21 protein-coding genes and 1 pseudogene are annotated in these 23,066 nt (G+C 58.9%); 17 read left to right on the top strand and 5 right to left on the bottom strand.

Going from position 1 to position 23,066, the window contains the following annotated elements; all coding sequences use genetic code 11:
* Positions 1 to 31 precede the first annotated feature (31 nt).
* From RHM68_RS24350 to RHM68_RS24320, 7 genes are all read left to right on the top strand, one after another.
* A complete protein-coding gene (locus RHM68_RS24350; RefSeq protein WP_322219537.1) occupies positions 32 to 670 on the top strand; it encodes a peroxiredoxin in 639 nt (212 codons plus the stop codon).
* Positions 671 to 910: 240 nt separating this feature from the next.
* Positions 911 to 1,504 (top strand): NADPH-dependent FMN reductase, encoded by a 594-nt coding sequence (gene ssuE, locus RHM68_RS24345; RefSeq protein ID WP_322219536.1) that lies wholly within the window; start codon positions 911 to 913, stop codon positions 1,502 to 1,504.
* Positions 1,505 to 1,604: 100 nt separating this feature from the next.
* Positions 1,605 to 2,576 (top strand): sulfonate ABC transporter substrate-binding protein, encoded by a 972-nt coding sequence (locus RHM68_RS24340; protein ID WP_322219535.1) that lies wholly within the window; start codon positions 1,605 to 1,607, stop codon positions 2,574 to 2,576.
* A gap of 25 nt (positions 2,577 to 2,601) precedes the next feature.
* The gene (gene ssuD, locus RHM68_RS24335) at positions 2,602 to 3,750 is read left to right on the top strand and encodes an FMNH2-dependent alkanesulfonate monooxygenase (protein ID WP_322219534.1); all 1,149 of its coding nucleotides are present in this window, start codon (positions 2,602 to 2,604) and stop codon (positions 3,748 to 3,750) included.
* Positions 3,751 to 3,759: 9 nt separating this feature from the next.
* On the top strand, positions 3,760 to 4,542 hold the full coding sequence (gene ssuC / locus RHM68_RS24330) for an aliphatic sulfonate ABC transporter permease SsuC (RefSeq protein WP_322219533.1): 783 nt from the start codon (positions 3,760 to 3,762) through the stop codon (positions 4,540 to 4,542).
* The gene (gene ssuB, locus RHM68_RS24325; RefSeq protein WP_322219532.1) at positions 4,539 to 5,345 is read left to right on the top strand and encodes an aliphatic sulfonates ABC transporter ATP-binding protein; all 807 of its coding nucleotides are present in this window, start codon (positions 4,539 to 4,541) and stop codon (positions 5,343 to 5,345) included. The genes ssuC and ssuB overlap by 4 nt, the downstream gene beginning before the upstream one ends.
* A 34-nt stretch (positions 5,346 to 5,379) precedes the next feature.
* A complete protein-coding gene (locus tag RHM68_RS24320; RefSeq protein ID WP_003229256.1) occupies positions 5,380 to 5,595 on the top strand; it encodes a TOBE domain-containing protein in 216 nt (71 codons plus the stop codon).
* A 77-nt stretch (positions 5,596 to 5,672) separates the two neighbouring features.
* Here RHM68_RS24320 and RHM68_RS24315 read toward each other — a convergent pair whose 3' ends face one another.
* Together RHM68_RS24315 and RHM68_RS24310 are read right to left on the bottom strand one after the other, a co-directional pair.
* Entirely contained in the window at positions 5,673 to 6,305 is a 633-nt protein-coding gene (locus RHM68_RS24315) for a TetR/AcrR family transcriptional regulator (protein WP_322219531.1), read from the bottom strand.
* A gap of 156 nt (positions 6,306 to 6,461) precedes the next feature.
* On the bottom strand, positions 6,462 to 7,838 hold the full coding sequence (locus RHM68_RS24310) for a glutamine synthetase family protein (RefSeq protein ID WP_322219530.1): 1,377 nt from the start codon (positions 7,836 to 7,838) through the stop codon (positions 6,462 to 6,464).
* A gap of 278 nt (positions 7,839 to 8,116) precedes the next feature.
* On the opposite strand from RHM68_RS24310, the pseudogene RHM68_RS24305 reads away from it, so the two are divergent.
* The 8 genes and pseudogenes from RHM68_RS24305 to RHM68_RS24270 form a co-directional block, all read left to right on the top strand.
* Positions 8,117 to 8,434: pseudogene (locus tag RHM68_RS24305) on the top strand (gamma-glutamyl-gamma-aminobutyrate hydrolase family protein); the annotation flags it as partial.
* Between the two features lie 80 nt (positions 8,435 to 8,514).
* Entirely contained in the window at positions 8,515 to 9,873 is a 1,359-nt protein-coding gene (locus RHM68_RS24300; RefSeq protein ID WP_322219529.1) for a glutamine synthetase family protein, read from the top strand.
* 58 nt (positions 9,874 to 9,931) lie between these two features.
* Positions 9,932 to 11,296 (top strand): aspartate aminotransferase family protein, encoded by a 1,365-nt coding sequence (locus RHM68_RS24295; RefSeq protein ID WP_322219528.1) that lies wholly within the window; start codon positions 9,932 to 9,934, stop codon positions 11,294 to 11,296.
* A 185-nt stretch (positions 11,297 to 11,481) separates the two neighbouring features.
* Positions 11,482 to 12,579: a polyamine ABC transporter substrate-binding protein gene (locus RHM68_RS24290; protein WP_322223934.1), complete on the top strand. Its 1,098-nt coding sequence runs from the start codon at positions 11,482 to 11,484 to the stop codon at positions 12,577 to 12,579.
* Positions 12,580 to 12,767: 188 nt separating this feature from the next.
* Positions 12,768 to 13,865 (top strand): polyamine ABC transporter substrate-binding protein, encoded by a 1,098-nt coding sequence (locus tag RHM68_RS24285; RefSeq protein ID WP_322219527.1) that lies wholly within the window; start codon positions 12,768 to 12,770, stop codon positions 13,863 to 13,865.
* Positions 13,866 to 13,935: 70 nt separating this feature from the next.
* The gene (locus RHM68_RS24280) at positions 13,936 to 15,078 is read left to right on the top strand and encodes an ABC transporter ATP-binding protein (protein WP_322219526.1); all 1,143 of its coding nucleotides are present in this window, start codon (positions 13,936 to 13,938) and stop codon (positions 15,076 to 15,078) included.
* 35 nt (positions 15,079 to 15,113) lie between these two features.
* Positions 15,114 to 15,995, top strand: coding sequence for an ABC transporter permease subunit (locus RHM68_RS24275; RefSeq protein ID WP_322223932.1), 882 nt, complete (start codon positions 15,114 to 15,116; stop codon positions 15,993 to 15,995).
* Entirely contained in the window at positions 15,992 to 16,882 is an 891-nt protein-coding gene (locus tag RHM68_RS24270; protein ID WP_322219525.1) for an ABC transporter permease subunit, read from the top strand. Before RHM68_RS24275 ends, RHM68_RS24270 begins: the two co-directional genes overlap by 4 nt.
* Positions 16,883 to 16,962: 80 nt before the next feature.
* On the opposite strand, the gene RHM68_RS24265 is transcribed toward RHM68_RS24270, so the two are convergent.
* The gene (locus RHM68_RS24265; protein WP_322219524.1) at positions 16,963 to 17,604 is read right to left on the bottom strand and encodes an HD domain-containing protein; all 642 of its coding nucleotides are present in this window, start codon (positions 17,602 to 17,604) and stop codon (positions 16,963 to 16,965) included.
* Positions 17,605 to 17,863: 259 nt separating this feature from the next.
* On the opposite strand from RHM68_RS24265, the gene RHM68_RS24260 reads away from it, so the two are divergent.
* Positions 17,864 to 18,829 (top strand): GlxA family transcriptional regulator, encoded by a 966-nt coding sequence (locus RHM68_RS24260; protein ID WP_322219523.1) that lies wholly within the window; start codon positions 17,864 to 17,866, stop codon positions 18,827 to 18,829.
* Positions 18,830 to 18,926: 97 nt separating this feature from the next.
* Here the strand turns inward: RHM68_RS24260 and RHM68_RS24255 are convergent, their stop codons facing one another.
* Positions 18,927 to 21,338, bottom strand: coding sequence for a penicillin acylase family protein (locus RHM68_RS24255; protein WP_322219522.1), 2,412 nt, complete (start codon positions 21,336 to 21,338; stop codon positions 18,927 to 18,929).
* A 103-nt stretch (positions 21,339 to 21,441) separates the two neighbouring features.
* The gene (locus RHM68_RS24250; RefSeq protein WP_322219521.1) at positions 21,442 to 22,020 is read right to left on the bottom strand and encodes a DUF6436 domain-containing protein; all 579 of its coding nucleotides are present in this window, start codon (positions 22,018 to 22,020) and stop codon (positions 21,442 to 21,444) included.
* Positions 22,021 to 22,117: 97 nt separating this feature from the next.
* On the opposite strand from RHM68_RS24250, the gene RHM68_RS24245 reads away from it, so the two are divergent.
* The gene (locus RHM68_RS24245) at positions 22,118 to 23,065 is read left to right on the top strand and encodes an alpha/beta hydrolase (protein ID WP_322219520.1); all 948 of its coding nucleotides are present in this window, start codon (positions 22,118 to 22,120) and stop codon (positions 23,063 to 23,065) included.
* Position 23,066 lies beyond the last annotated feature (1 nt).

Here is a 23,066-nt window from a genome sequence, read left to right as displayed (position 1 = left end):
AGCTCAATCAGCACTCATCAGGAGCAGCACCATGAGCCTCAGACTGGGCGACATCGCCCCCGATTTCGAGCAGGACTCCAGCGCCGGCACCATCCGTTTCCACGAATGGCTGGGCGATAGCTGGGGGGTGCTGTTCTCCCATCCGGCAGACTTCACGCCGGTGTGTACCACTGAGTTGGGGTTTACCGCCAAGCTGAAGGAAGAGTTCGCGCAGCGGGGTGTCAAGGCCATCGCCCTGTCCGTGGACCCGGTGGACTCGCACCACAAGTGGATCGAAGACATCAACGAGACCCAGCACACGATCGTCAACTTCCCGATCCTCGCCGATGCAGACCGCAAGGTCTCGGACTTGTACGACCTGATTCACCCGAATGCCAATGACACACTGACGGTCCGTTCGCTGTTCGTGATCGACCCGAACAAGAAAGTACGGCTGACCATCACCTACCCGGCCAGCACCGGTCGTAACTTCCATGAAATCCTGCGGGTGATCGATTCGCTGCAACTCACCGATAACTACAAGGTGGCCACGCCGGCTAACTGGCAGGACGGTGACGAGGTGGTGATTGTGCCGTCGCTCAAGGACGAAGATGAGATCAACAAGCGCTTTCCCAAAGGCTACCGCGCCGTTAAGCCCTACCTGCGCCTGACGCCGCAGCCGAACAGGTAAGTATTCAAGTCGTGTGTGTGCCGCAGCATTCAGATGTGAACTGGATTCACACAGCAAGGGATTTCAGGCCGTTCCGACGGCCTGTTTTTTTGCCTGGAATTAGGCAATCCGCATAGAACCTTAAGGAATAATCAAATGAATAAATATGATTTATCGATATATAAATCACCTGTTAAGGTCATTCCTTCGAAACGAGATCGCGAACCGCGAATCGCCCACACCGCTTAAGGAATCGTCTGAATGCTGGTCGTCTCTCTCGGTGGCAGTCCCAGCCAACGCTCTCGTTCCGGAGTGCTGTTGGAGCATTCTCAGCGTTGGTTGCAAGGGCAAGGAGTGGAAGTGGTGAGTTATCAGGTACGGGACTTCCCGGCCGAAGACTTGCTGCATGCACGCTTCGACAGCCCGAAGGTGATCGACCTGCTGCAACAGATCGACAATGCCGATGGCCTGTTGATCGCGACGCCTGTCTACAAAGCGTCGTTCTCCGGCGCACTGAAAACCATACTGGACCTGTTGCCCGAGCGCGCCTTGAGCCACAAGGTGGTGTTGCCGATGGCGACGGGCGGCAGCATCGCCCACATGCTGGCGGTGGATTACGCGCTCAAGCCAGTGTTGTCAGCGTTGAAAGCCCAGGAAATGCTCCAGGGGATTTTTGCCGAGGACAGCCAGATTGCGTATGGCGAAGGCAGTGCCCAGGCGCAATTGGTTCCAGCGCTGGAGCAACGGTTGAATGAGGCGTTGGAGCAGTTTTTCAGCGCCATGGCGCGGCGGCCCAAGCCGCTCGATCCCGGCTTATTGAACGAACGTCTGTTGAGTGCTCGCTGGAGTATTTAAGCAGCACTCAAGCCACCCTGAAATGTGAAGCACTCACCTTACTCAGCCGCTAACGGCTTGGCAGGTGCAGCCAAAACCCAACAGCAAAAAGGAGAGCGCCATGCGCACTGTCATTTTGCGTCGTGGTCTGGTCGCTCTGTTTGTTGCGGCTGTGTCCTTCGGCGTCATTACTCAAGCTCAGGCCGAAACCCTTCGGATCGGCTATCAAAAGTACGGCACTCTGGTGCTGCTCAAAGCCAAAGGCACCCTCGAAAAGCGCCTCGCTGCCCAAGGCGTAGAAGTGCAATGGACTGAATTCCCCGGCGGCCCACAGTTGCTCGAAGGGCTGAACGTCGGCTCCATCGACTTCGGCGTCACAGGCGAAACTCCGCCGGTCTTTGCGCAGGCGGCCGGCGCCGACCTGCTGTACGTCGCCTACGAGCCACCGGCGCCTCACAGCGAAGCGATCCTGGTGCCCAAGGATTCGCCGATCAAATCGGTGCGGGAACTCAAGGGCAAGAAGGTCGTGCTCAATAAAGGCTCGAACGTCCATTACCTGCTGGTCCGCGCCCTCGAAGAGGCCGGCCTCAAGTACACCGACATCCAGACTGTCTTCCTGCCGCCCGCTGATGCTCGCGCCGCGTTCGAGCGGGGCAGCGTGGATGCGTGGGTGATCTGGGATCCGTACCAGGCGGCTGCCGAGCAACAACTGCAAGCGCGCACCCTGCGCGATGGCCAAGGCATCGTTGACAACCACCAGTTCTACCTGGCGACCAAACCTTACGCACAGAAAAATCCTCAGGTGATCAAGGCCCTCATTGAAGAAGTGCGCGCTGTCGGCGAATGGTCCAAGGCCAATCCTGACGATGTAACCCAGCAAGTTTCGCCACTGCTCGGTCTGTCGGCGGACATCACCCTGACGTCGGTAAAACGCCAGGGCTATGGTGCATCGTTCCTGACCCCTGAAGTGGTCGCCGCCCAACAGAAAATTGCCGACAGCTTCTACCAGCTCAAGCTGATTCCGAAGCCGCTCAGCATTAAAGATGTGATCTGGACGCCCACGCCCACGCCCGCCGTTGCCACAGCGCAGTAATTTGATTTCCTAAGGAGACCACTCCATGAGCCTCAATATCTTCTGGTTCCTGCCTACCCACGGCGACGGCCATTACCTTGGCACCGCCGAAGGCGCTCGCGCCGTTGACCACGGTTACTTGCAACAGATCGCGCAAGCGGCGGATCGTTTGGGTTTTGGTGGGGTGCTGATTCCCACTGGCCGCTCCTGCGAAGATTCGTGGTTGGTGGCGGCGTCGCTGATCCCGGTGACCCAGCGTTTGAAATTTCTGGTCGCCCTGCGCCCCGGGATCATTTCCCCTACGGTGGCGGCGCGGCAGGCAGCGACTCTGGATCGTTTATCCGGCGGGCGGGCGCTGTTCAATCTGGTGACCGGCGGTGATCCGGAAGAGTTGGCCGGCGACGGTTTGTTTCTCAGTCATGAAGAGCGCTATCAGGCCTCGGTGGAGTTCACCCGCATCTGGCGCCGTGTGCTGGAAGGCGAAACCGTAGACTACGACGGTCAGCACATCAGCGTGAAAGGCGCGAAATTGCTTTACCCGCCGATTCAGCAACCGCGTCCGCCGCTGTACTTCGGCGGCTCGTCGGAAGCGGCTCAGGACCTCGCCGCAGAACAAGTCGAGATGGTCCTGACCTGGGGCGAACCCCCGGCTGCCGTGGCCGAAAAAATTGCCCAGGTGCGCGCCAAAGCCGCGAAGCTGGGACGCACCCTGCGTTTCGGCATTCGCTTGCATGTAATCGTCCGCGAGACCAATGAAGAAGCTTGGCAAGCCGCTGATCGGCTGATTTCCCATGTCGATGACGAGACGATTGCGCGCGCCCAGGAGTCTCTGGCGCGCTTCGATTCGGTGGGGCAGCAGCGCATGGCGGCTTTGCATGGTGGTAGCCGCGACAATCTGGAAGTCAGCCCTAACCTCTGGGCTGGCGTCGGTCTGGTGCGCGGCGGTGCGGGCACCGCGTTGGTGGGGGACGGTCCGACCGTGGCCGCTCGCGTCAAGGAATACGCGGACCTGGGCATCGACACCTTTATCTTCTCCGGTTATCCGCACCTGGAGGAGTCCTACCGCGTCGCCGAGTTGCTGTTCCCGCACCTGGACATCGAACGGCCTGAGCTGCCTAAAGGTGCCAGTTACGTTAGCCCGTTTGGCGAGATGGTCGCCAACGACATTCTTCCCAAAGCCGCGTCTCAGAGCTGAGGCGCGATCATGAAGAAAATTATCCACAGCCTCGCGCCTTGGGCGTTGCCATTGCTGTTGCTGGCGGTGTGGCAGTTGTCAGTGTCGGCGGGTTGGTTATCGACGCGAATTCTGCCCTCACCCGTGGCCGTGATCGAAGCCGCCACGCATCTGGTGCGCAGCGGTGAAATCTGGACGCACCTGGCGATCAGTAGTTGGCGCGCGGCGCTGGGTTTTGTGATCGGCGGCAGCATCGGGCTGGCGTTGGGGTTCATCACCGGTCTGTCGAAATGGGGCGAGCGGTTGCTCGACAGCTCGGTGCAGATGATTCGTAACGTGCCGCACTTGGCCCTGATCCCCCTGGTGATTCTGTGGTTCGGCATTGATGAGTCGGCGAAGATTTTCCTGGTGGCCTTGGGCACGGTATTTCCGATTTACCTCAATACGTATCACGGCATTCGTAATGTCGATCCGGCGCTGGTGGAGATGGCGCGCAGTTACGGTTTGTCCGGTTTCAGCCTGTTCCGCCAAGTGATTTTGCCGGGCGCGTTACCGTCGATTCTGGTCGGGGTGCGTTTTGCACTGGGCTTCATGTGGCTGACGCTGATTGTTGCCGAAACCATTTCTGCCAGTTCCGGCATCGGCTACCTGGCGATGAATGCTCGAGAGTTCTTGCAGACCGACGTCGTGGTCGTGGCCATTTTGCTGTACGCGGTGCTCGGCAAACTCGCCGACCTCGCGGCCCGTGGACTTGAGCGCGTGTGGCTGCGCTGGCATCCGGCCTATCAAGTCGCCAAGGGAGGTGCGGTATGACGGCTCAACAACCCCCGCGCTTGCTGCGCGGTATTCCGCTGGCGGTGCGCAAACTGCAAAAAACCTTCGGTTCGCGGCAGGTGTTGCGTGAAATCGACCTGCACATCCCGGCGGGTCAGTTCGTCGCCGTGGTCGGTCGCAGCGGCTGCGGCAAAAGCACCTTGCTGCGCTTGCTCGCCGGTCTTGACTTGCCCTCGGGCGGTGAGTTGCTGGCCGGTGCCGCGCCGCTGAGTGAGGCACGGGAAGACACTCGATTGATGTTCCAGGAAGCGCGCCTGCTGCCCTGGAAGAAGGTCATCGACAACGTCGGCCTTGGGCTCAAGGGCAACTGGCGCCCGCAAGCACTGGAAGCACTGGAGTCGGTAGGTCTGGCCGATCGCGCCGACGAGTGGCCAGCCGCTTTGTCCGGTGGACAGAAGCAACGTGTGGCCCTGGCCCGCGCGTTGGTCCACAAACCGCGCCTATTGCTGCTGGACGAACCCTTGGGCGCTCTGGATGCGTTGACCCGAATTGAAATGCAGCAACTGATCGAACGACTCTGGAAAAAACACGGCTTCACTGTGTTGCTGGTGACCCATGACGTCAGTGAAGCGGTGGCCATTGCTGATCGGGTGATTCTGATCGAGGAGGGCGAAGTCGGCCTCGACCTTCATGTTGAGCTACCGCGCCCTCGGGTGCGCGGCTCCCATCGGCTGGCGGCGCTGGAAACCGAAGTGCTCAACCGTGTGTTGTCTCTGCCCGGCGAGCCGCCGGAGCCGGAACCTGTTTCACCTTTGCCTACGCAACTGCGCTGGGCTCAATAACTCAAGCCTCCTCTCAACGACAGGAATCAACATCATGACTATCAAAGCCATCAACGTTCGTAACCAGTTCAAAGGCTCGATCAAGGAAATCGTGCTGGGCGACGTGTTGTCGGAGATCGACGTTCAAACTGCTTCCGGCATCGTCACGTCGGTGATCACGACTCGCTCGGTGAAAGAGCTTGAACTGGTGGTCGGCAGCGAAGTGATTGCATTCGTGAAATCCACCGAAGTCTCCATCGCCAAGCTATAAACATGTGATTGCGAACACCCCGGAGGGTGCGAGCCCGGCCGTTCCCACGCGCTGCGTGGGAATGACTCGTGGAACAATCACAGTAAACGTTTGGGCAAATACGGCGGCAGGTATAGCCCCAAATAAGCGTCAAACACCCGCATCCCTTCTTCCGCCATGCGCGGCGTAATCTGCCCGTGCTGCTGCACCGAGCGTGCATAAACCCGATCGCCCAGCTCCATGGCCAGGGCAAAGACATCGACGTCCGTCGCAAGTCTCGGCAATTCGAAGTGATGGTCGAACAGTTTGTGCATCAGGTCGCCCAGCTCGATGTCGTGCTGACGGTCAGCCTGGGTCACTTCAGTCAGACCATGCTGGGCCAGGATCAGCTGTCGGGCGGCGGCGTCTTCGTCGTAGATGGCGAGCATACGCTGCTCCACCAGTCGTGACAGGTCGTGCCAGGAGTTGAGTGTTTCGTGATGGATGGGGGCTTGCAGGCAGGCACGAAACGCAGCGTGAACATCGGCAGTCAGGGCTTCGAGCAGCGCCGGTACACTGGCGAAGAAGTGGTAGACGGAGGAGGGCGGGATCTGTGCGCGCTCGGCAACACTGTAGATCGACAGACTGGCCACGCCCTCGGCGGCCAGCAGCGTGCGGGCGGCCTCAAGTATCGAATCGATCCGGGCCTGGCTGCGTGCGCGAGGTTTGCGAATAATGGCGGGGCGGGTCATTGGCGTCTCCTGCGGGGCAGCGTGCATTGTACGAGCAGGGTTTGATGTTGTCTTGTCAGACGCCTTCGCGGGCAGTCGACTCGGTCCCATTGCCTAAAATCCATAAAAAAACGCCGCCAGCTTTGAGGCCGGCGGCGTTCTTTTTACGGCAACCGATTACACGGTATGCAGATACCAGTTGTACTCAAGGTCGGAGATGGAGTGTTCAAACTCTTCCAGCTCACTTTCCTTACAGGCCACGAAGATATCGATGTACTTAGGATCGATGTACTTGGCCATGACTTCGCTGTCGTCCAGCTCGCGCAATGCATCGCGCAGGTTGTTCGGCAGGCTTTGCTCATTCTGCTCGTAGGAGTTGCCTTCCACGGGCGCGCCCGGCTCGATCTTGTTGGTCAGGCCGTGGTGTACGCCGGCCAGGACTGAAGCCATCAGCAAGTACGGGTTGGCATCGGCACCGGCAACGCGGTGTTCCAGGCGAACGGCGTCGGCACTGCCAGTGGGTACGCGCACTGCAACAGTCCGGTTGTCCAGACCCCAGCAGGGTGCATTCGGCACGTAAAACTGTGCGCCGAAACGACGGTAGGAGTTGACGTTCGGGCAGAGGAAAGCCATCTGCGCCGGTAGGGTCTCGAGCACACCGCCGATCGCGTGACGCAGTGCGGCGTTCTGCTCGGGATCCTCGCTGGCAAAAATATTCTTGCCTTCTTTGTCGAGAATCGAGATGTGGACGTGCAGACCGTTACCCGCCTGGCCTGGGTAAGGCTTGGCCATGAAGGTAGTGTCCATCTCATGGTCGTAGGCGATGTTTTTGATCAGGCGCTTGAGCAGAACCGCATAGTCGCAGGCCTTGATCGGGTCGGCCACGTGGTGCAGGTTCACTTCGAACTGAGCCGGGGCACTTTCCTTGACGATGGCATCGGCTGGGATGCCTTGCTCTTTCGCACCTTCCAGGATGTCCTGGAGGCAGTCGACGTATTCGTCGAGATCGTCGATCAGGTAGACCTGTGTCGAATGCGGGCGTTTGCCGGAGATCGGCGAGCGCGGCGGTTGAGGCCGCCCGTTCACGTTCTCCTGGTCGATCAGGTAGAACTCCAGTTCGAACGCAGCGCAGATGGTCAGGCCCATCTCATCGAACTTGGCCACGACCTGTCGTAGCACTTCACGAGGGTCGGCGAAGAACGGCGTGCCTTCGAGTTCGTGCATGGTCATTAACAGTTGCGCGGTCGGGCGCTTCTGCCAAGGCTCATTGCAGAGGGTGTCTGGGATGGGATAGCAGATTCGGTCAGCATCGCCGATGTCCAGACCCAGGCCGGTGCTTTCCACCGTAGAGCCATTGATATCCAGAGCAAATAGAGAGGCCGGCAGGTTGATGCCTTTCTCGTAAACCTTGTGGAGACTGGTGCGTTCGATGCGCTTGCCGCGCACCACACCATTCATATCCGCAATCAGAAGGTCAACGTACAGAACCTCAGGATGTTCCTTAAGGAACGCGTTCGCTTCGTTAAGCTGAACGGCACGCGGGGGTACCGACATGATGCAACACCTTTGTTGTTAAAAATATCAATCATTGAGCTCTTCGGGTTTCAGTCAACCCGAACGGCATGCCGAAGTCAAGCGAGGCCTTTTTTGCCCTAAAAAAGCGCTTGCAGGGCTTTTTTGAGGCACTTTGGGGCGTTTTTTTGGCCTTGGGGCTTGTAGCGCCCGCGGGCTTGAGCGTGCCGTGTTGTATTTTTTACGGGGGTGTTGTGTAAAAAAATGAACAAGGCTAAGCTCGATTCAAACCCATAACAGCAATAATATAGGGGTGCTTCATGTCTCGCCTGCCGTTAATCGGCATCACCGCCTGCTCAAAGCAAGTCGGTCTGTATGCTTATCACATCAGTGGCGATCCATACGTTCACGCTGTGGCCTCGATGGTCAGCACCGTGCCGTTGATTCTTTCGTTCCCCGCTAATTTGCCAAGGTCGTCAGATATTCTGGACGGTCTGTATGGCATTGTCTTTACCGACACTCTCTCCAATATAGAACCGTTTCACGGTAGCGGCCCAGCCTATGCATCGGGTACTGCTAATGATTCTGCACGCGATGTGATAACCCTCCCGTTGATTTACACGGGTATTGGTGTGCCCGGCCCGCTTTATCACGCGACGCCGATGCGTCAAACAACGCCTGACTTATAAGAGTCAGGAAACCCAGCCTAGAGGCATTTATGAGTAACAACCTCGACCAGCTCACTGATTGGTTGAAAGACCACAAGATCACAGAAGTCGAATGCATGATTGGCGACTTGACCGGTATCACTCGGGGCAAGATTTCGCCGACCAACAAGTTCATTGCTGAAAAAGGCATGCGTCTGCCCGAGAGCGTTCTGTTGCAGACCGTGACCGGCGACTACGTCGAAGATGACATCTATTACGAACTGCTCGATCCGGCCGACATCGACATGATCTGCCGCCCCGACCAGAACGCCGTCTTTCTGGTGCCGTGGGCCGTCGAGCCTACCGCTCAGGTGATCCACGACACGTATGACAAGCAAGGCAACCCGATCGAGCTGTCGCCGCGCAACGTGCTTAAAAAGGTTTTGAAGCTTTATGCCGAGCGTGGCTGGCAGCCGATCGTGGCGCCGGAGATGGAGTTTTACCTGACCAAGCGTTGCGAAGACCCGGACTTCCCGCTGCAACCGCCCATAGGCCGTTCCGGTCGCCCGGAAACCGGTCGTCAGTCGTTCTCGATTGAAGCGGCGAACGAATTCGATCCGCTGTTCGAAGACGTCTATGACTGGTGCGAATTGCAGGAGCTGGACCTCGACACCCTGATCCATGAGGACGGTACGGCGCAGATGGAAATCAACTTCCGTCACGGCGATGCACTGTCCCTGGCCGACCAGATTCTGGTGTTCAAACGCACCATGCGCGAGGCGGCGCTCAAGCACAACGTGGCAGCGACCTTCATGGCCAAACCCATGACCGGTGAGCCGGGCAGTGCGATGCACTTGCACCAGAGCATCATCGACATTGAGACCGGCAAGAACGTTTTCTCCAATGAAGACGGGAGCATGAGTCAGTTGTTCCTGCACCACATCGGTGGCCTGCAGAAATTCATTCCTGAATTGCTGCCGTTGTTTGCTCCCAACGTCAATTCGTTCCGCCGTTTCCTGCCAGACACCTCGGCCCCGGTGAACGTGGAGTGGGGCGAAGAGAACCGTACCGTGGGCCTGCGGGTTCCGGATGCCGGGCCGCAAAACCGTCGGGTGGAAAACCGCTTGCCGGGCGCCGATGCCAACCCCTACCTGGCGATTGCCGCGAGCCTGCTCTGCGGTTACATCGGTATGGTCGAAGGCATCAACCCCAGCGCGCCGGTGGTTGGGCGCGGTTATGAACGCCGCAACCTGCGCCTGCCGCTGACCATCGAAGACGCGCTGGAGCGTATGGAAAACAGCGCGACCATCGAGAAGTACCTGGGCAAGAAATTCATTACGGGCTACGTCGCGGTCAAGCGGGCCGAGCATGAAAACTTCAAGCGCGTCATCAGTTCGTGGGAGCGGGAATTTCTGCTCTTTGCCGTCTGAGGCGTCGGGCGCGGCGGCACTTGGCCGCGCCCACTATTCGAATCTTAGGAGAATTCGCATGACTAGCAGCAACCCGCAAACCCGTGAATGGCAGGCCCTGAGCAGCGAGCATCACTTGGCCCCGTTCAGCGACTTCAAACAGCTCAAAGAGAAAGGCCCACGCATCATTACCAGCGCCAAGGGGGTTTACCTCTGGGACAGCGAAGGTAACAAGATTCTCGACGGCATGGCCGGTCTGTGGTGCGTGGCCATCGGCTACGGTCGCGATGAGCTGGCGGATGCCGCCAGCAAACAAATGCGCGAGTTGCCTTACTACAATCTGTTCTTCCAGACCGCCCACCCTCCGGTACTGGAACTGGCCAAAGCCATTTCTGACATCGCGCCTGAAGGCATGAACCACGTGTTCTTCACCGGCTCGGGCTCCGAAGGCAACGACACCATGCTGCGTATGGTTCGCCACTACTGGGCGATCAAAGGCCAGCCGAAGAAGAAAGTCATCATCAGTCGCAAGAACGGCTATCACGGTTCCACCGTTGCCGGCGCGAGCCTGGGCGGTATGACTTACATGCATGAACAGGGCGATTTGCCGATCCCGGGCATCGTCCACATCGCCCAGCCTTACTGGTTTGGCGAGGGGGGCGACATGAGCCCTGACGCGTTCGGGCTGTGGGCGGCCAATCAACTGGAAGAGAAGATTCTGGACGTTGGCGTGGACAATGTAGGCGCCTTTATTGCCGAGCCGATTCAAGGTGCCGGCGGCGTGATTATTCCGCCTGATAGCTACTGGCCGCGCATCAAGGAAATTCTCGCCAAGTACGACATTCTGTTCGTGGCCGATGAAGTGATTTGCGGTTTCGGCCGCACCGGCGAGTGGTTCGGTAGCGACTACTACGACTTGAAGCCGGACATGATGACCATCGCCAAGGGCCTGACCTCCGGCTACATCCCGATGGGAGGCCTCATCGTGCGCGATGAAGTAGTCGCGGTATTAAATGAAGGCGGAGATTTCAACCACGGCTTTACCTATTCAGGGCACCCGGTAGCCGCTGCGGTCGCGCTGGAAAACATCCGTATCCTGCGCGACGAAAAAATTATCGAGCGGGTTCGTACCGAAACGGCACCCTATTTGCAAAAGCGTCTAAGGGCGCTGAGCGATCATCCGCTGGTGGGGGAAGTGCGCGGCGTGGGTCTGTTGGGGGCGATCGAACTGGTCCAGGACAAGGCCACGCGCAAACGATATGACGGTAAGGGTGTGGGCATGATTTGCCGACAGTTCTGCTTCGACAACGGTCTGATCATGCGTGCCGTGGGCGACACCATGATCATTGCTCCGCCACTGGTGATTACACCGGCAGAGATCGATGAGTTGGTAACCAAGGCACGCAAGTGCCTGGACTTGACCTTGCAGGTGCTCGAAGGCTAAGTGCTAGGCTCTGGGCGCGAGTGCTTTAGGCACTGTCGTTCAGAGCATTAAGAAAGGATGGCCTTTCCTTGAAAGACCGCCTTGGATGTTGCCAGACTAGCCGCGGTTCCAGTTGCCCAGTTTCGGCCGCTGAACAAGTGGTTCAAAAAAGAAAATTTGGAGCATTACCCATGAAGGCGTTAGGTATGAAGTTAGCTGGCAAGACCCTCCTCGCCATGTCCCTGATGGGCGTGATGGCGGGTGCTGTTCAGGCAGATGACAAGGTGTTGCACGTCTACAACTGGTCCGACTACATCGCCCCGGACACCATCAAGAAATTCGAAGCCGAGTCGGGCATCAAAGTCGTCTACGACGTGTTCGACAGCAACGAAACCCTCGAAGCCAAGTTGCTGGCAGGCAAGTCCGGCTACGACATCGTCGTCCCGTCGAATAACTTCCTGGCCAAGCAGATCAAGGCGGGGGTTTACCAGGAACTGGATAAGTCCAAGCTGCCTAACTGGAAAAACCTCAACGAGTCGCTGCTCAAGGCCGTATCGGTCAGTGACCCGGGTAACAAACACGCCTTCCCTTACATGTGGGGTTCGATCGGTATCGGTTTCAACGCCGAGAAGGTCAAGGCCGCATTGGGTGCTGATGCACCGACCGATTCCTGGGACTTGATCTTCAAGCCTGAAAACGCCGCCAAGTTGAAGTCGTGCGGGATCAGCTTCCTGGATTCACCGACCGAGATGATTCCGATTGCCTTGCATTACCTGGGCTATCCAACCGACAGCCAGGACAAGAAGCAACTGGCTGAAGCTGAAGCACTGTTCCTGAAGATCCGTCCTTCGATCGGTTACTTCCATTCGTCCAAGTACATCTCGGACCTGGCCAACGGCAATATCTGTGTCGCCGTGGGTTACTCGGGTGACGTCTACCAAGCCAAGTCCCGCGCGGCTGAAGCCGGTGACAAGGTGAAAGTCAGCTACAACATTCCGAAAGAAGGTGCGGGCAGCTTCTACGACATGGTCGCCATCCCTAAAGATGCCGAAAACGTCGAAGGCGCCTACAAGTTCATGACCTTCCTGCAGAAGCCGGAAATCATGGCTGAAATCACCAACGCTGTGCGTTTCCCGAACGGCAACGCGGCGGCAACACCGCTGGTGAATAAAGAAATCACCAGCGATCCAGGCATCTACCCGCCAGCGGATGTGCAGGCCAAGCTGTACGCGATTGCCGATTTGCCGGCCGCAAGCCAGCGGATCCTGACCCGCAGCTGGACCAAGATCAAATCCGGTAAATAAGCCGGTTTGAAGCACTTTCCTGTTGCTGTCGTCTGCGCGGCGGTGGCAACAGGAAACATTAAATGACAGAAAGTTTTGCTGGATTGGTTTATCGAGGGTAAGTTGCGCGCCGGATTTGTTGCCAGGCCGCCGTGGCTGTCATGTAACGCTGGGCAACTTGGGCCCAACTAATTTTAGAGGACCTCTACTTGCCTATTTTTTCTTTGTTGCGCAATGCCCTGTGGGTTGGCGCTGGCTTGACACTCGCTTTCAGTGTCCAGGCTGCACCCACTGTGCATATTTATAACTGGTCGGATTACATCGCTCCGACCACCCTGGCTGATTTCCAGAAAGCCACGGGCATCAAACCGGTCTATGACGTGTTTGACTCCAACGAAACCCTGGAAGGCAAGTTGCTGGCGGGGCGCACCGGTTATGACGTGGTCGTGCCGTCGAACCACTTCCTCGGCAAACAGATCAAGGCCGGAGCGTTCCAGAAACTCGACAAGTCGCAGTTGCCCAATTACTCGAACCTCGATCCGGTGCTGCTCAAGCGCCTGGAGCAGAACGATCCGGGCAACCAGTACGCGGTGCCGTATCTGTGGGGCACTAACGGCATCGGTTACAACGTCGACAAGGTCAAAGCGGTATTAGGCATCGACAAGATTGATTCCTGGAGCGTGTTGTTCGAGCCGGAAAACATCAAGAAGCTGCACAGTTGTGGCGTGGCGTTCCTCGACTCGGCCGATGAAATGATGCCCACGGTCCTCAATTACATGGGCCTGAACGCCAACAGCACCAACCCCGAAGACTACAAAAAGGCTGAGGCAAAGTTACTGGCAGTGCGCCCTTACGTGACGTACTTTCACTCCTCCAAATACATCTCGGATCTGGCTAACGGCGATATCTGCATCGCGATCGGTTTCTCCGGCGACATTTTCCAGGCCAAGGCGCGTGCGGCCGAGGCGGGTAAAGGTGTGAACGTCGCCTATGCCATTCCGAAAGAGGGTGGCGCGCTGTGGTTCGACATGCTGGCAATCCCGAAAGACTCGAGCAACGTCAAGCAAGCGCATGCGTTTATCAACTATTTGCTCAAACCTGAGGTCATCGCACAGGTCAGCGATGTTGTCGGCTACGCCAACCCAAACCCCAAGGCGGACACGTTGATGGAGCAGTCTATCCGCACCGATGCGGCGGTTTATCCACCGCAAGCGGTGCTCGACAAAACCTACGTCTCCGTCGAGTTACCCCCGAACATTCAGCGTTTGATGACCCGCAGCTGGACGAAGGTCAAGTCGGGTAAATAGCGTCAAGGCTCAAACTATCCAAGGTTCGCCTGTGTCGGGCGAACTGCAAATTTTGTTGGGAGTTTCGTAAATGGCAGTTGCCTCCGGCGCCTACAAGAAAGCCCTCGAGGGCGACCAGACACCTAAAGAGGTGTTGGTCAAAATCGACCGGGTCACGAAGAAGTTCGACGAGACGATTGCCGTGGACGACGTGTCCCTGGAAATCAAGAAAGGCGAAATCTTCGCCTTGCTTGGCGGTTCGGGTTCGGGCAAATCCACCTTGCTGCGGATGCTCGCCGGGTTCGAGCGACCCACGGAGGGGCGCATTTTCCTCGATGGCGTAGACATTACCGACATGCCGCCTTACGAGCGGCCGATCAACATGATGTTTCAGTCCTACGCCTTGTTTCCGCACATGACCGTGGCGCAGAACATCGCCTTCGGTCTCAAGCAGGACAAGATCCCGTCGTCTGAAGTCGATGCCCGCGTGGCCGAGATGCTCAGGCTGGTGCAGATGAGCCAGTACGCCAAGCGCAAGCCGCATCAGTTGTCCGGCGGCCAGCGTCAGCGGGTGGCGCTGGCGCGTTCGCTGGCCAAGCGGCCGAAGCTGTTGTTGCTCGATGAGCCCATGGGAGCGCTGGACAAAAAACTGCGCTCGCAGATGCAACTGGAGTTGGTGGAGATCATCGAGCGCGTCGGCGTAACGTGCGTGATGGTGACTCATGACCAGGAAGAAGCCATGACCATGGCCGAGCGCATCGCGATCATGCATCTGGGCTGGATTGCCCAGATCGGCAGCCCGATCGACATCTACGAAACCCCAACCAGCCGTCTGGTCTGCGAGTTCATTGGCAACGTCAACATATTCGAAGGCGAAGTGATCGACGATGCCGAAGGCCACGCGACCATCACTTGCAAAGACCTGGACCGTCACATCTACGTGGGCCACGGCATCAGTACCTCGGTGCAAGACAAATCCGTGACTTACGCAATCCGGCCGGAAAAACTGCTGGTTACTGCCCAAATGCCGACCTGCGAATACAACTGGTCCAGCGGCAAAGTGCATGACATTGCCTACCTCGGCGGCCATTCGGTGTTCTACGTCGAACTGCCGAGCGGCAAACTGGTGCAGTCGTTTGTGGCCAATGCCGAGCGCCGTGGCGCGCGTCCGACCTGGGGTGACGAGGTTTACGTGTGGTGGGAAGACGACAGCGGCGTGGTGCTTCGCTCATGAACATGCGAAAGCTCAAGCGCCGACTCAGTCGAATAATTCCCGGTGGCCGCCAACTGGTCATCGGGGTTCCGTTTATCTGGCTGTTCATGTTCTTCATGCTGCCTTTCTTCATCGTCCTGAAGATCAGTTTTGCTGAAGCCGACGTCGCGATCCCGCCGTACACCGAGATCTACAGCTTCGTTGACCAAAAGCTGCAAGTGCTGCTGAACCTGGGCAACTACGCGATGCTCGGCGATGACGAGTTGTACATCGCTGCCTACCTCGGCTCGTTGAAGATGGCGTTTTTCAGCACCGTCCTCTGCCTGCTCATCGGCTACCCGATGGCCTACGCCATCGCCAGTGCCCGCAAAGAGCTACAGACGGTGCTGGTGCTGCTGATCATGATGCCGACTTGGACCGCGATCCTGATCCGCGTTTACGCGTGGATGGGCATCCTCAGCAACAACGGTCTGCTCAACGGCTTCCTGATGAGCATGGGCTGGATCAACGAACCGCTACAGATCCTCAACACCAACATCGCGGTCTACATCGGCGTGGTCTATTCGTACCTGCCGTTCATGATCCTGCCGCTTTACGCCAACTTGGTGAAACACGATAACAGCCTGCTCGAAGCCGCCTCGGACCTTGGTTCCAGCACCTTCAACAGCTTCTGGAAGATCACTATTCCGCTGTCCAAGAACGGCATCATCGCCGGCTGCATGTTGGTGTTTATTCCGGTCGTGGGCGAGTTTGTGATCCCGGAACTGCTGGGCGGTCCGGAAACCCTGATGATCGGTAAAGTGCTGTGGCAAGAGTTCTTCAACAACCGTGACTGGCCGGTAGCGTCTGCCCTGGCGGTTGTCATGCTGGGGATCCTGATCGTGCCGATCATCCTATTCAACCGCAGCCAGGCCAAAGAAATGGAGGGCAAAGAATGAAGCGCTTCAGTTTCTCAAGTTTCATGCTGGTGGCGGGGTTGCTGTTCATCTACCTGCCGATGCTGATTCTGGTGATCTATTCGTTCAACGAATCGAAGTTGGTCACGGTGTGGGGTGGTTGGTCGATCAAGTGGTACGTGGGCCTGCTGGATAACACGCAATTGATGGGTTCAGTGATGCGTTCGCTGGAGATTGCCTGCTACACGGCGATTGCAGCAGTAGCGCTGGGCACGTTGGCCGCGTTCGTGCTGACTCGCATCACTCACTTCAAGGGCCGTACATTGTTTGGGGGTCTGGTCACCGCGCCGCTGGTCATGCCCGAAGTGATTACCGGTCTGTCGCTGTTGCTGCTGTTCGTGGCCATGGCGCAGATGATCGGTTGGCCACAGGAACGCGGCATCGTGACCATCTGGATCGCCCACACCACGTTCTGTGCCGCCTATGTGGCGGTGGTGGTGTCGGCGCGCTTGCGTGAGCTGGACCTGTCCATCGAAGAAGCGGCCATGGACCTCGGTGCGCGGCCATGGAAGGTGTTCTTCCTGATCACCATTCCGATGATCGCGCCGTCGTTGGCAGCCGGGGGCATGATGTCCTTTGCGCTGTCGTTGGATGACTTGGTGCTGGCAAGCTTCGTCTCCGGTCCCGGTTCCACGACCTTGCCGATGGAAGTGTTCTCGGCTGTGCGCCTGGGCGTGAAACCTGAGATCAACGCCGTGGCCAGCCTGATCCTGTTGGCGGTGTCGATCGTTACCTTCATGGTTTGGTTCTTCAGTCGCCGTGCCGAAGAAGCGCGCAAACGTGCGATTCAGCAGGCCATCGATGAAAGTGCTGCCGACTCCTGGAAGCAACCGGACGTGCGTCGCGCACAGCCTTCGCAAGCGACTTGAACCTGATGCAGGGTTGGCCATGAAGCCGTGGCCAACCCGGTTCAGCCTTGGGCGCGAGCTTGCTCGTTCCCACCGTTGTTTCAGGCCGCCCAAGGGGATTTGCGGATGATCTCGACGAAGTTCATCGGCTTGAATCCTGGTTGGCTGTCTATCAGCACGTCTGCGTTCACCGTTCCGAACGTGGTGTCCGGCTTGTGTTTGAAACCGTTGGCAAACGCGCACAGGATGCACTCTTTGAACCCTTCTCCTCGCGGGTGTGCATGCACCACGTCCTCACGCTGTGCGTGGGAAAACGCCGCGTAATCGATCCCCAATACATCCATCTCGACCCCCGCCGTGACCAGCGCCACGTTCGGGCGCAGATGCCGGGTCACGCCTGGCGTGGTGTGCAGCGCAATCGACAACCACACCTGCTCAATATCGTCATCGCTGAGCCCGTAGGGCTTGAGAAAAGCTTTGGCCGCATTGGCGCCGTCGACCTCAAAACGCTCACGGTCACTGCGCAGACCTGCCACCAAACCCACGTCATGGAACATGGCGCCGACATACAGCAGCTCCGCGTTGTAGGCCAGGCACTGGCGCTCTCCGCTCAAGGCTCCGAACAGAAAGACTCGGCGTGAGTGGTGGTACAACAGGTCGGATTCGACGTCGCGAATGTATTCGGTGGTGGCTTGGGCCAGTGCGCTATCGGGAATCCTGATGCCGGCAATGATGCTGCTCATGGAGCTTTCCTCATGGAGAACGCCGTGGTGGCGCTGACGAGTAAAGTCTGTGCCCGTACCGCCAACCCGACCATTGATCCATGGCTGCGATCCCGGCCAATGAGTAGGCATATCGCGCCAACCTCGCTTGTTGGGGCTGGATTGGCTAGGGTGGGCAGTCAGCGCGGTCCACGTGGATGATTCCATGGTGCAGGCTCGCTCCCACAGGTTTTGTGTTTGCCTCGACTGTGGCATCACCCCATTGAGGGCGTTTTGAACCATGCAAAAAACCGTCGGCATCGTGGTGTTTTCCGGGGTTCAGTCGCTGGACGTCACCGGACCCATGGACGTGTTCGCCGAGGCCAATCGCTTTCTGGCGCCGGAGGACCACTATCGGCTGGAGGTGATCGGCGTTGAGCGTGGGGTGATGCCGTGTTCCAACGGGTTATCACTGAACGCTCACCGACACTTCAGTGAGGCGCGCGAGGCTTATGACTTGTTGCTGGTGGCCGGTGGGCCGCAGTTGCCGTTCAGGGATTTCGGCGCGGCATTCGAGGCCTGGCTGCGTGACGCTTGCGCGGTCGCGCAACGGTTTGGCTCGATCTGCAACGGCGCGTTCGTCCTCGCCCGTGCTGGACTGCTAGAGGGGCGGACCGTGACCACCCATTGGAGTGATGCCGCAGCGTTGGCGCAGTTGTGCCCCTCGACGCATGTCGACGCGGACCGTCTGTACGTCCAGGACGGCGAGCTGTACACCTCGGCCGGGGTGACGGCGGGGATCGATCTGTCGCTGTATTTGCTGGCGAAGGATCACGGCCCGGAAGTCGCGCTCAGCGTGGCGAAACGGTTGGTGGTGTTCACCCAGCGCTCGGGCGGTCAATCACAGTTCAGCCCGTTCCTCACCCCACACGCCGAACAGACCTCAGCAGTGGCGCTGGTGCAGCTCTACGTATTGGCCAATCTCAACGCAGACCTAAGCATCGCCGACTTGGCCCGTGCGGCCAACATGAGCGCCCGTAACTTTTCCCGAGTGTTCGCCAGGGACGCGAAAGTCACCCCGGCCGAGTTCGTGGAGCGGGCGCGGGTCGATGCGGCGCGGGTCATGCTCGAAAGTACCGGTGCCGCGCTCAAGACGGTCGCCTGGCAATGCGGCTTTCGCGATGCCCAGCACATGCGCAGTGTGTTCAACCGCAGGCTGGGGGTGACACCACAGCAGTTCAGGGTGAATTTTGCGGCGATGGTTTGAGCGGTGTTTGCCGTCGATGCGGGCCTCTTCCAGAGCAGGCCCGCATGCACATTGATCGCGGTCCACGCTGTGCGCGAGCCTGCCAGGCAACGAAAATCTACCGCGCAGACCGCGCTGGCAGCAGCCTCAAGGTACTGCGGGTATTGGCCGTCACCTCTTCATCACTGAAGTGCGCCTGCACATACATGCCGTCGATATACGCCTCAGCCTGATCCTCGTAGTGCTTGTCGAACGGCACGCCGCTTTGACCCACGGGGTTAATGGTCAGGCTGTGCGCCGGGTCGGCAAAGTCGATCAGCCGTCGGGTCGAGGGGCCGTAGGTCACGGGCCACGGTGCCGGGCCAATCCTGGCCGAGAGGTTGTTCGGCACTTCATGGCTGCCGGGCGCCGAGAATGGGCCGACGTTAAAGATGCGGTCCAACGGCTTCTGCATTCCCAGTGGGTGGCCGTGCGTCAGGGTGTGCGCCTTGCCCCACTGCCACTGGGCGAAATCGGTACCCAGCGTCGCTTTCAAGTGCGCCATGCTCGCCTGCCATGCGACTTTCACCGTGTCGGCGCGCGTTTCCTTGACTGGCGTGGTGCGGTTATCCCACCACGGCGAATCCGGGTTGGCCGCCAGACGCGGTAGCGCCGCATCGATCACCCGACTCGACAGCAGCGTCTCGAAAAAATCATTCCCCAACTTGTCCCGCATCGTTGCGTCGGCCAGGTTGAACAGAAACTGATTGAACACCGTGGCGCTGATGGAATCGAGTGGGTAGTCGCCTGGCCATTGCGCCAGTTGTTCCACCAGTTTCAATTCGCCGGGATCGCTCACCACTTCACGCAGTACCGGCAGCAATGGCGCCAGCAAGCGCGGGCCGTAACCGGTGGTGGTGCCCAGTTGCAGTTGCTGGTTGGCCTCGTTGTCCCATTTCATGCTCTTGTCGCTGAGCTGGCGATTGAGCTGCTGCCCACGGTCGGCGAGGTTGTAGTAACCGGGAATCTCCATTCCGGTTGGCGACACCGGTTGGAAGTTGGCCGAAACGATGTAACCGCGCGCGGGGTTTTCTTCCTGAGGGTTGGCGCTGAACGGGTAAAAGCCTTCTTTGTCTGCCTGGTGCGTGCTGCCATCAAGGATGAAAGCCGGGTTGACCCCTGCCGGGCGCTTGGGCAGCAGCGCCGAAGCCCACCAGCCGATGTCACCCTTGGCGTTGGCGTAGACGATGTTTAAACCTGGCGCCTGCACCTTGGCGGCCGCAGCGCGGGCCTTGGCCAGGGTATCGGCGCGGTTGAGCTGGTAGAAACCTTCGAGAATCGGATTCGGTGTTTCGAGGAACGCCCACCACATGGCAATCGGTGTCTTGCCGGCGGCAGTGCCCAGCGCATCGTTGATGATCGGACCGTGAGGCGACTGGCGCAGCGTCAGCGTCACCGCCGGCTGGCCCTTCACCGCGATCTGCTGCTCGGTGTTGACCATGTCCGTCCATTTTTCGTGATACCAGACTTGGTTCGGGTTGTCCGGGTTGACCTTCTCGGCGATCAGGTCCAGATCGTCGTTCTGGAACATGGTCAGGCTCCAGCCGAAATCCAGGTTGTGCCCCAGGAACGCGAAGGGCACCAACGCCTGATGGTGGCCGTAGAGTTCGAATCCCGGCGCCGACAGTTGTGCCTCGTACCACACCGAAGGCACCGAGAAGCGAATGTGCGGATCGCCTGCCAGCAACGGTTTGCCGCTTTTGCTGCGGTTGCCGGCAATCACCCAGGCGTTGCTGCCCTCGAACTGTGGCAAGCCGTTATCGGCCAGGGCCTGTTCGCTCAAGCGGGCGAGGGCGTTCAGGTCTTTCCAGTCGCTGGCGGCCAGGGCTGGCGCGGGGGTGGCGCGTCGCTTGGCCAGCGCGCCCTTGGGTTGCCAGTCGAGGTCGAAGATGGCCAGGTAATCGGGGCCCAGTTGATCGCGCACGTAAGTCAGCAAAGGCTCGGTACGAAACGCGACGGCAAAGCTGTAAGCCATATAGCCGGCGACGCTGATGCTGTCTTCGGCGGTGAACGTGCGCTTGTGGATCCCCAGTACGTCGAACTCGACGGGCGCGGCATGCCCGTCCTGATATTGGTTAATGCCGTCCAGATAGGCTTGCAGCGCCTTCCACGCCGGCGACTGGCGATCAAGGTCGGCAACATAGCGCTCGGCGCGCTCGCGAATACGCAGGCTGCGGAACAGCTTGTCGGTTTCCAGCAGTTTCGGGCCGAGGACCTCGGCCAGTTCGCCTCGGGCCAGACGGCGCATGATTTCCATCTGGAACAACCGGTCCTGGGCCTGCACATAGCCGAGGGCGCGATAGAGGTCCGTTTCGTTTTCGGCGCGAATGTGCGGCACGCCGCGTTCGTCGTAACGCACGGTCACCGAACGTTGCAGGTTTTTCAGTTCCACTTGGCCTTGGCGCGTCGGCTGCTTGCTGTACACGTACCCGCCGGCCCCGATGGCAAGCGCGACGATCAGCAGGGCAAGTACGGTCAGGACGCGTTTCATGGTGACTCCTTGTTCTTTCGGGGTTGCCGCCCGTGCAGGCTGCAAACATGTAGCACAGTCGTTCTGTGCCGGGCACTGCCGTCCTTGAAAAGTCCGGAATGCCTTACGGTTCAGCCACCGGCCAAGGACAGTAACAACCCACCGCCAGCGTGTGGGTCGCATTCACCGCACGGCCTTCGTTCAGCGCTTGCAGGATCGGTTCGATAAAGCTGTTGCTCGAATTGCAGGTCAGGCCTTCGCTATAAGGACCGAAATACGCCAGCTTGCCGGCGCGGTCCCAGATGGCCACCGCCGGGCTGACGGCGACTTGCTCGGAACCGGGCAGCACGGCAATGCTTTTCAGGCCGCGCAGGGTGCTGGGTAACTGACCGTGGCTGCCGGGCTTTTGTACCGCATAAAACGCCACACCTTGCGGTACATAGTGCTCAACCAGTTCAGTGAGGTGTTGTTGGTTGCCAACATTGCATGGGCAGGCCGGGTCCCAGAAGTGGACGAGGCGGACGGGCCCAGGGCCGGCGAGGTCGTCAGGCAGGCGTAACGAATCACCGGAAAACACCGCTGTGTGCTCGTTGAACGCTCGTAAATAGCGGCCCTGAAACCAGTCGTAAGCGGCCCACAAGACGCCGGCACACACGAGGGCGACCAGGCTGGCAAGCAAGGAGGTGCGGTAGGCCGAACGCATGGGTTTGAGTCCTCGAAGGTCGGCTAGCTTGCCATGCTTGTCGCGACAGATGAATATCGCAGGCCCATAAAGTCAGTTTCACGTTTCGGATGACCTCATGCCTGCCACTTTCGACCCCGATCATTTGCGCGCCAGCCTGCGGCCTTTGGCCGAGTGGCAGCCGCTGTCGGGAGAGGCGCTGGCCTATCAGCGGTTTTATGCGCTGGACTTCCCAGGACGTAAGCTTCGTACCGGGCTTGGCCGTTTCGAAGTCGATGGTTATGAGGTGGTCAGCCAGGTCTGGTGGCCGGAGCGTGCGAGGGCGACGTTGTTCTTGTTTCACGGCTTCTACGATCACACCGGGCTCTATCGGCATGTCATCGAGTGGGCGCTGGAGCAAGGGTTTGCGGTGATCGCCTGTGACCTGCCGGGGCATGGCCTGTCCAGCGGCGAGCGCGCGAGCATCAAGGATTTCGCCGAGTATCAAGACACCCTGCAAGGTCTGTTCGGCGAGGCTCAGGCGCTGGAGTTGCCGCAACCATGGCACTTGTGCGGGCAGAGCACCGGTGGCGCAATCGTGATTGATCATGTGCTCAATCAAGGCGTGAACACCCCGGCTCAGGGCCAGGTGATTTTGTTGTCGCCGCTGGTGCGACCCCGTGCTTGGGGATGGTCGCAGGTGAGCTATTACGTACTCAAACCTTTCGTCAAAGGGATTGCCCGGCGCTTCAGCGAAAACTCCAACGACCCGGCTTTCTTGCCCTTTCTGCAAGCTGACCCCTTGCAGCCGCTGCGATTGCCGACCGCCTGGGTCGGGGCGCTGGGGCGCTGGATCAAGCGCATCGAAGCGGCACCGAGCAGCCCGCGCCGGCCACTGATTGTTCAGGGGCAAGCGGATATGACGGTGGATTGGTCACATAACCTTGAGGTGTTGAAGGCCAAGTTTGATCGGCCGCAGGTATTGATGCTGCCCGAGGCGCGGCATCACCTGGCGAACGAGACGCTGGCATTGCGGCAGGAGTTTTTTGGGTTTTTGAGCAAGCGGATCAAGGGGCGCAATCTTTAGC

Source organism: Pseudomonas sp. DC1.2, assembly GCF_034351645.1.
GTDB lineage: Bacteria > Pseudomonadota > Gammaproteobacteria > Pseudomonadales > Pseudomonadaceae > Aquipseudomonas.
This window is presented reverse-complemented; position numbering and strand designations above follow the sequence as displayed.

What these genes read in the sequence shown, in the direction of transcription:
- RHM68_RS24280 (WP_322219526.1), top strand. Translation starts at nt 13,936, where the DNA reads ATGGCAGTTGCCTCCGGCGCCTACAAGAAAGCCCTCGAGGGCGACCAG.
- ssuB (WP_322219532.1), top strand. Translation starts at nt 4,539, where the DNA reads ATGACGGCTCAACAACCCCCGCGCTTGCTGCGCGGTATTCCGCTGGCG.
- RHM68_RS24310 (WP_322219530.1), bottom strand. Translation starts at nt 7,838, where the DNA reads ATGTCGGTACCCCCGCGTGCCGTTCAGCTTAACGAAGCGAACGCGTTC.
- RHM68_RS24295 (WP_322219528.1), top strand. Translation starts at nt 9,932, where the DNA reads ATGACTAGCAGCAACCCGCAAACCCGTGAATGGCAGGCCCTGAGCAGC.
- RHM68_RS24320 (WP_003229256.1), top strand. Translation starts at nt 5,380, where the DNA reads ATGACTATCAAAGCCATCAACGTTCGTAACCAGTTCAAAGGCTCGATC.
- RHM68_RS24245 (WP_322219520.1), top strand. Translation starts at nt 22,118, where the DNA reads ATGCCTGCCACTTTCGACCCCGATCATTTGCGCGCCAGCCTGCGGCCT.
- RHM68_RS24300 (WP_322219529.1), top strand. Translation starts at nt 8,515, where the DNA reads ATGAGTAACAACCTCGACCAGCTCACTGATTGGTTGAAAGACCACAAG.
- RHM68_RS24315 (WP_322219531.1), bottom strand. Translation starts at nt 6,305, where the DNA reads ATGACCCGCCCCGCCATTATTCGCAAACCTCGCGCACGCAGCCAGGCC.
- ssuD (WP_322219534.1), top strand. Translation starts at nt 2,602, where the DNA reads ATGAGCCTCAATATCTTCTGGTTCCTGCCTACCCACGGCGACGGCCAT.
- ssuE (WP_322219536.1), top strand. Translation starts at nt 911, where the DNA reads ATGCTGGTCGTCTCTCTCGGTGGCAGTCCCAGCCAACGCTCTCGTTCC.
- ssuC (WP_322219533.1), top strand. Translation starts at nt 3,760, where the DNA reads ATGAAGAAAATTATCCACAGCCTCGCGCCTTGGGCGTTGCCATTGCTG.
- RHM68_RS24260 (WP_322219523.1), top strand. Translation starts at nt 17,864, where the DNA reads ATGCAAAAAACCGTCGGCATCGTGGTGTTTTCCGGGGTTCAGTCGCTG.
- RHM68_RS24270 (WP_322219525.1), top strand. Translation starts at nt 15,992, where the DNA reads ATGAAGCGCTTCAGTTTCTCAAGTTTCATGCTGGTGGCGGGGTTGCTG.
- RHM68_RS24340 (WP_322219535.1), top strand. Translation starts at nt 1,605, where the DNA reads ATGCGCACTGTCATTTTGCGTCGTGGTCTGGTCGCTCTGTTTGTTGCG.
- RHM68_RS24350 (WP_322219537.1), top strand. Translation starts at nt 32, where the DNA reads ATGAGCCTCAGACTGGGCGACATCGCCCCCGATTTCGAGCAGGACTCC.
- RHM68_RS24290 (WP_322223934.1), top strand. Translation starts at nt 11,482, where the DNA reads ATGAAGTTAGCTGGCAAGACCCTCCTCGCCATGTCCCTGATGGGCGTG.
- RHM68_RS24255 (WP_322219522.1), bottom strand. Translation starts at nt 21,338, where the DNA reads ATGAAACGCGTCCTGACCGTACTTGCCCTGCTGATCGTCGCGCTTGCC.
- RHM68_RS24250 (WP_322219521.1), bottom strand. Translation starts at nt 22,020, where the DNA reads ATGCGTTCGGCCTACCGCACCTCCTTGCTTGCCAGCCTGGTCGCCCTC.
- RHM68_RS24265 (WP_322219524.1), bottom strand. Translation starts at nt 17,604, where the DNA reads ATGAGCAGCATCATTGCCGGCATCAGGATTCCCGATAGCGCACTGGCC.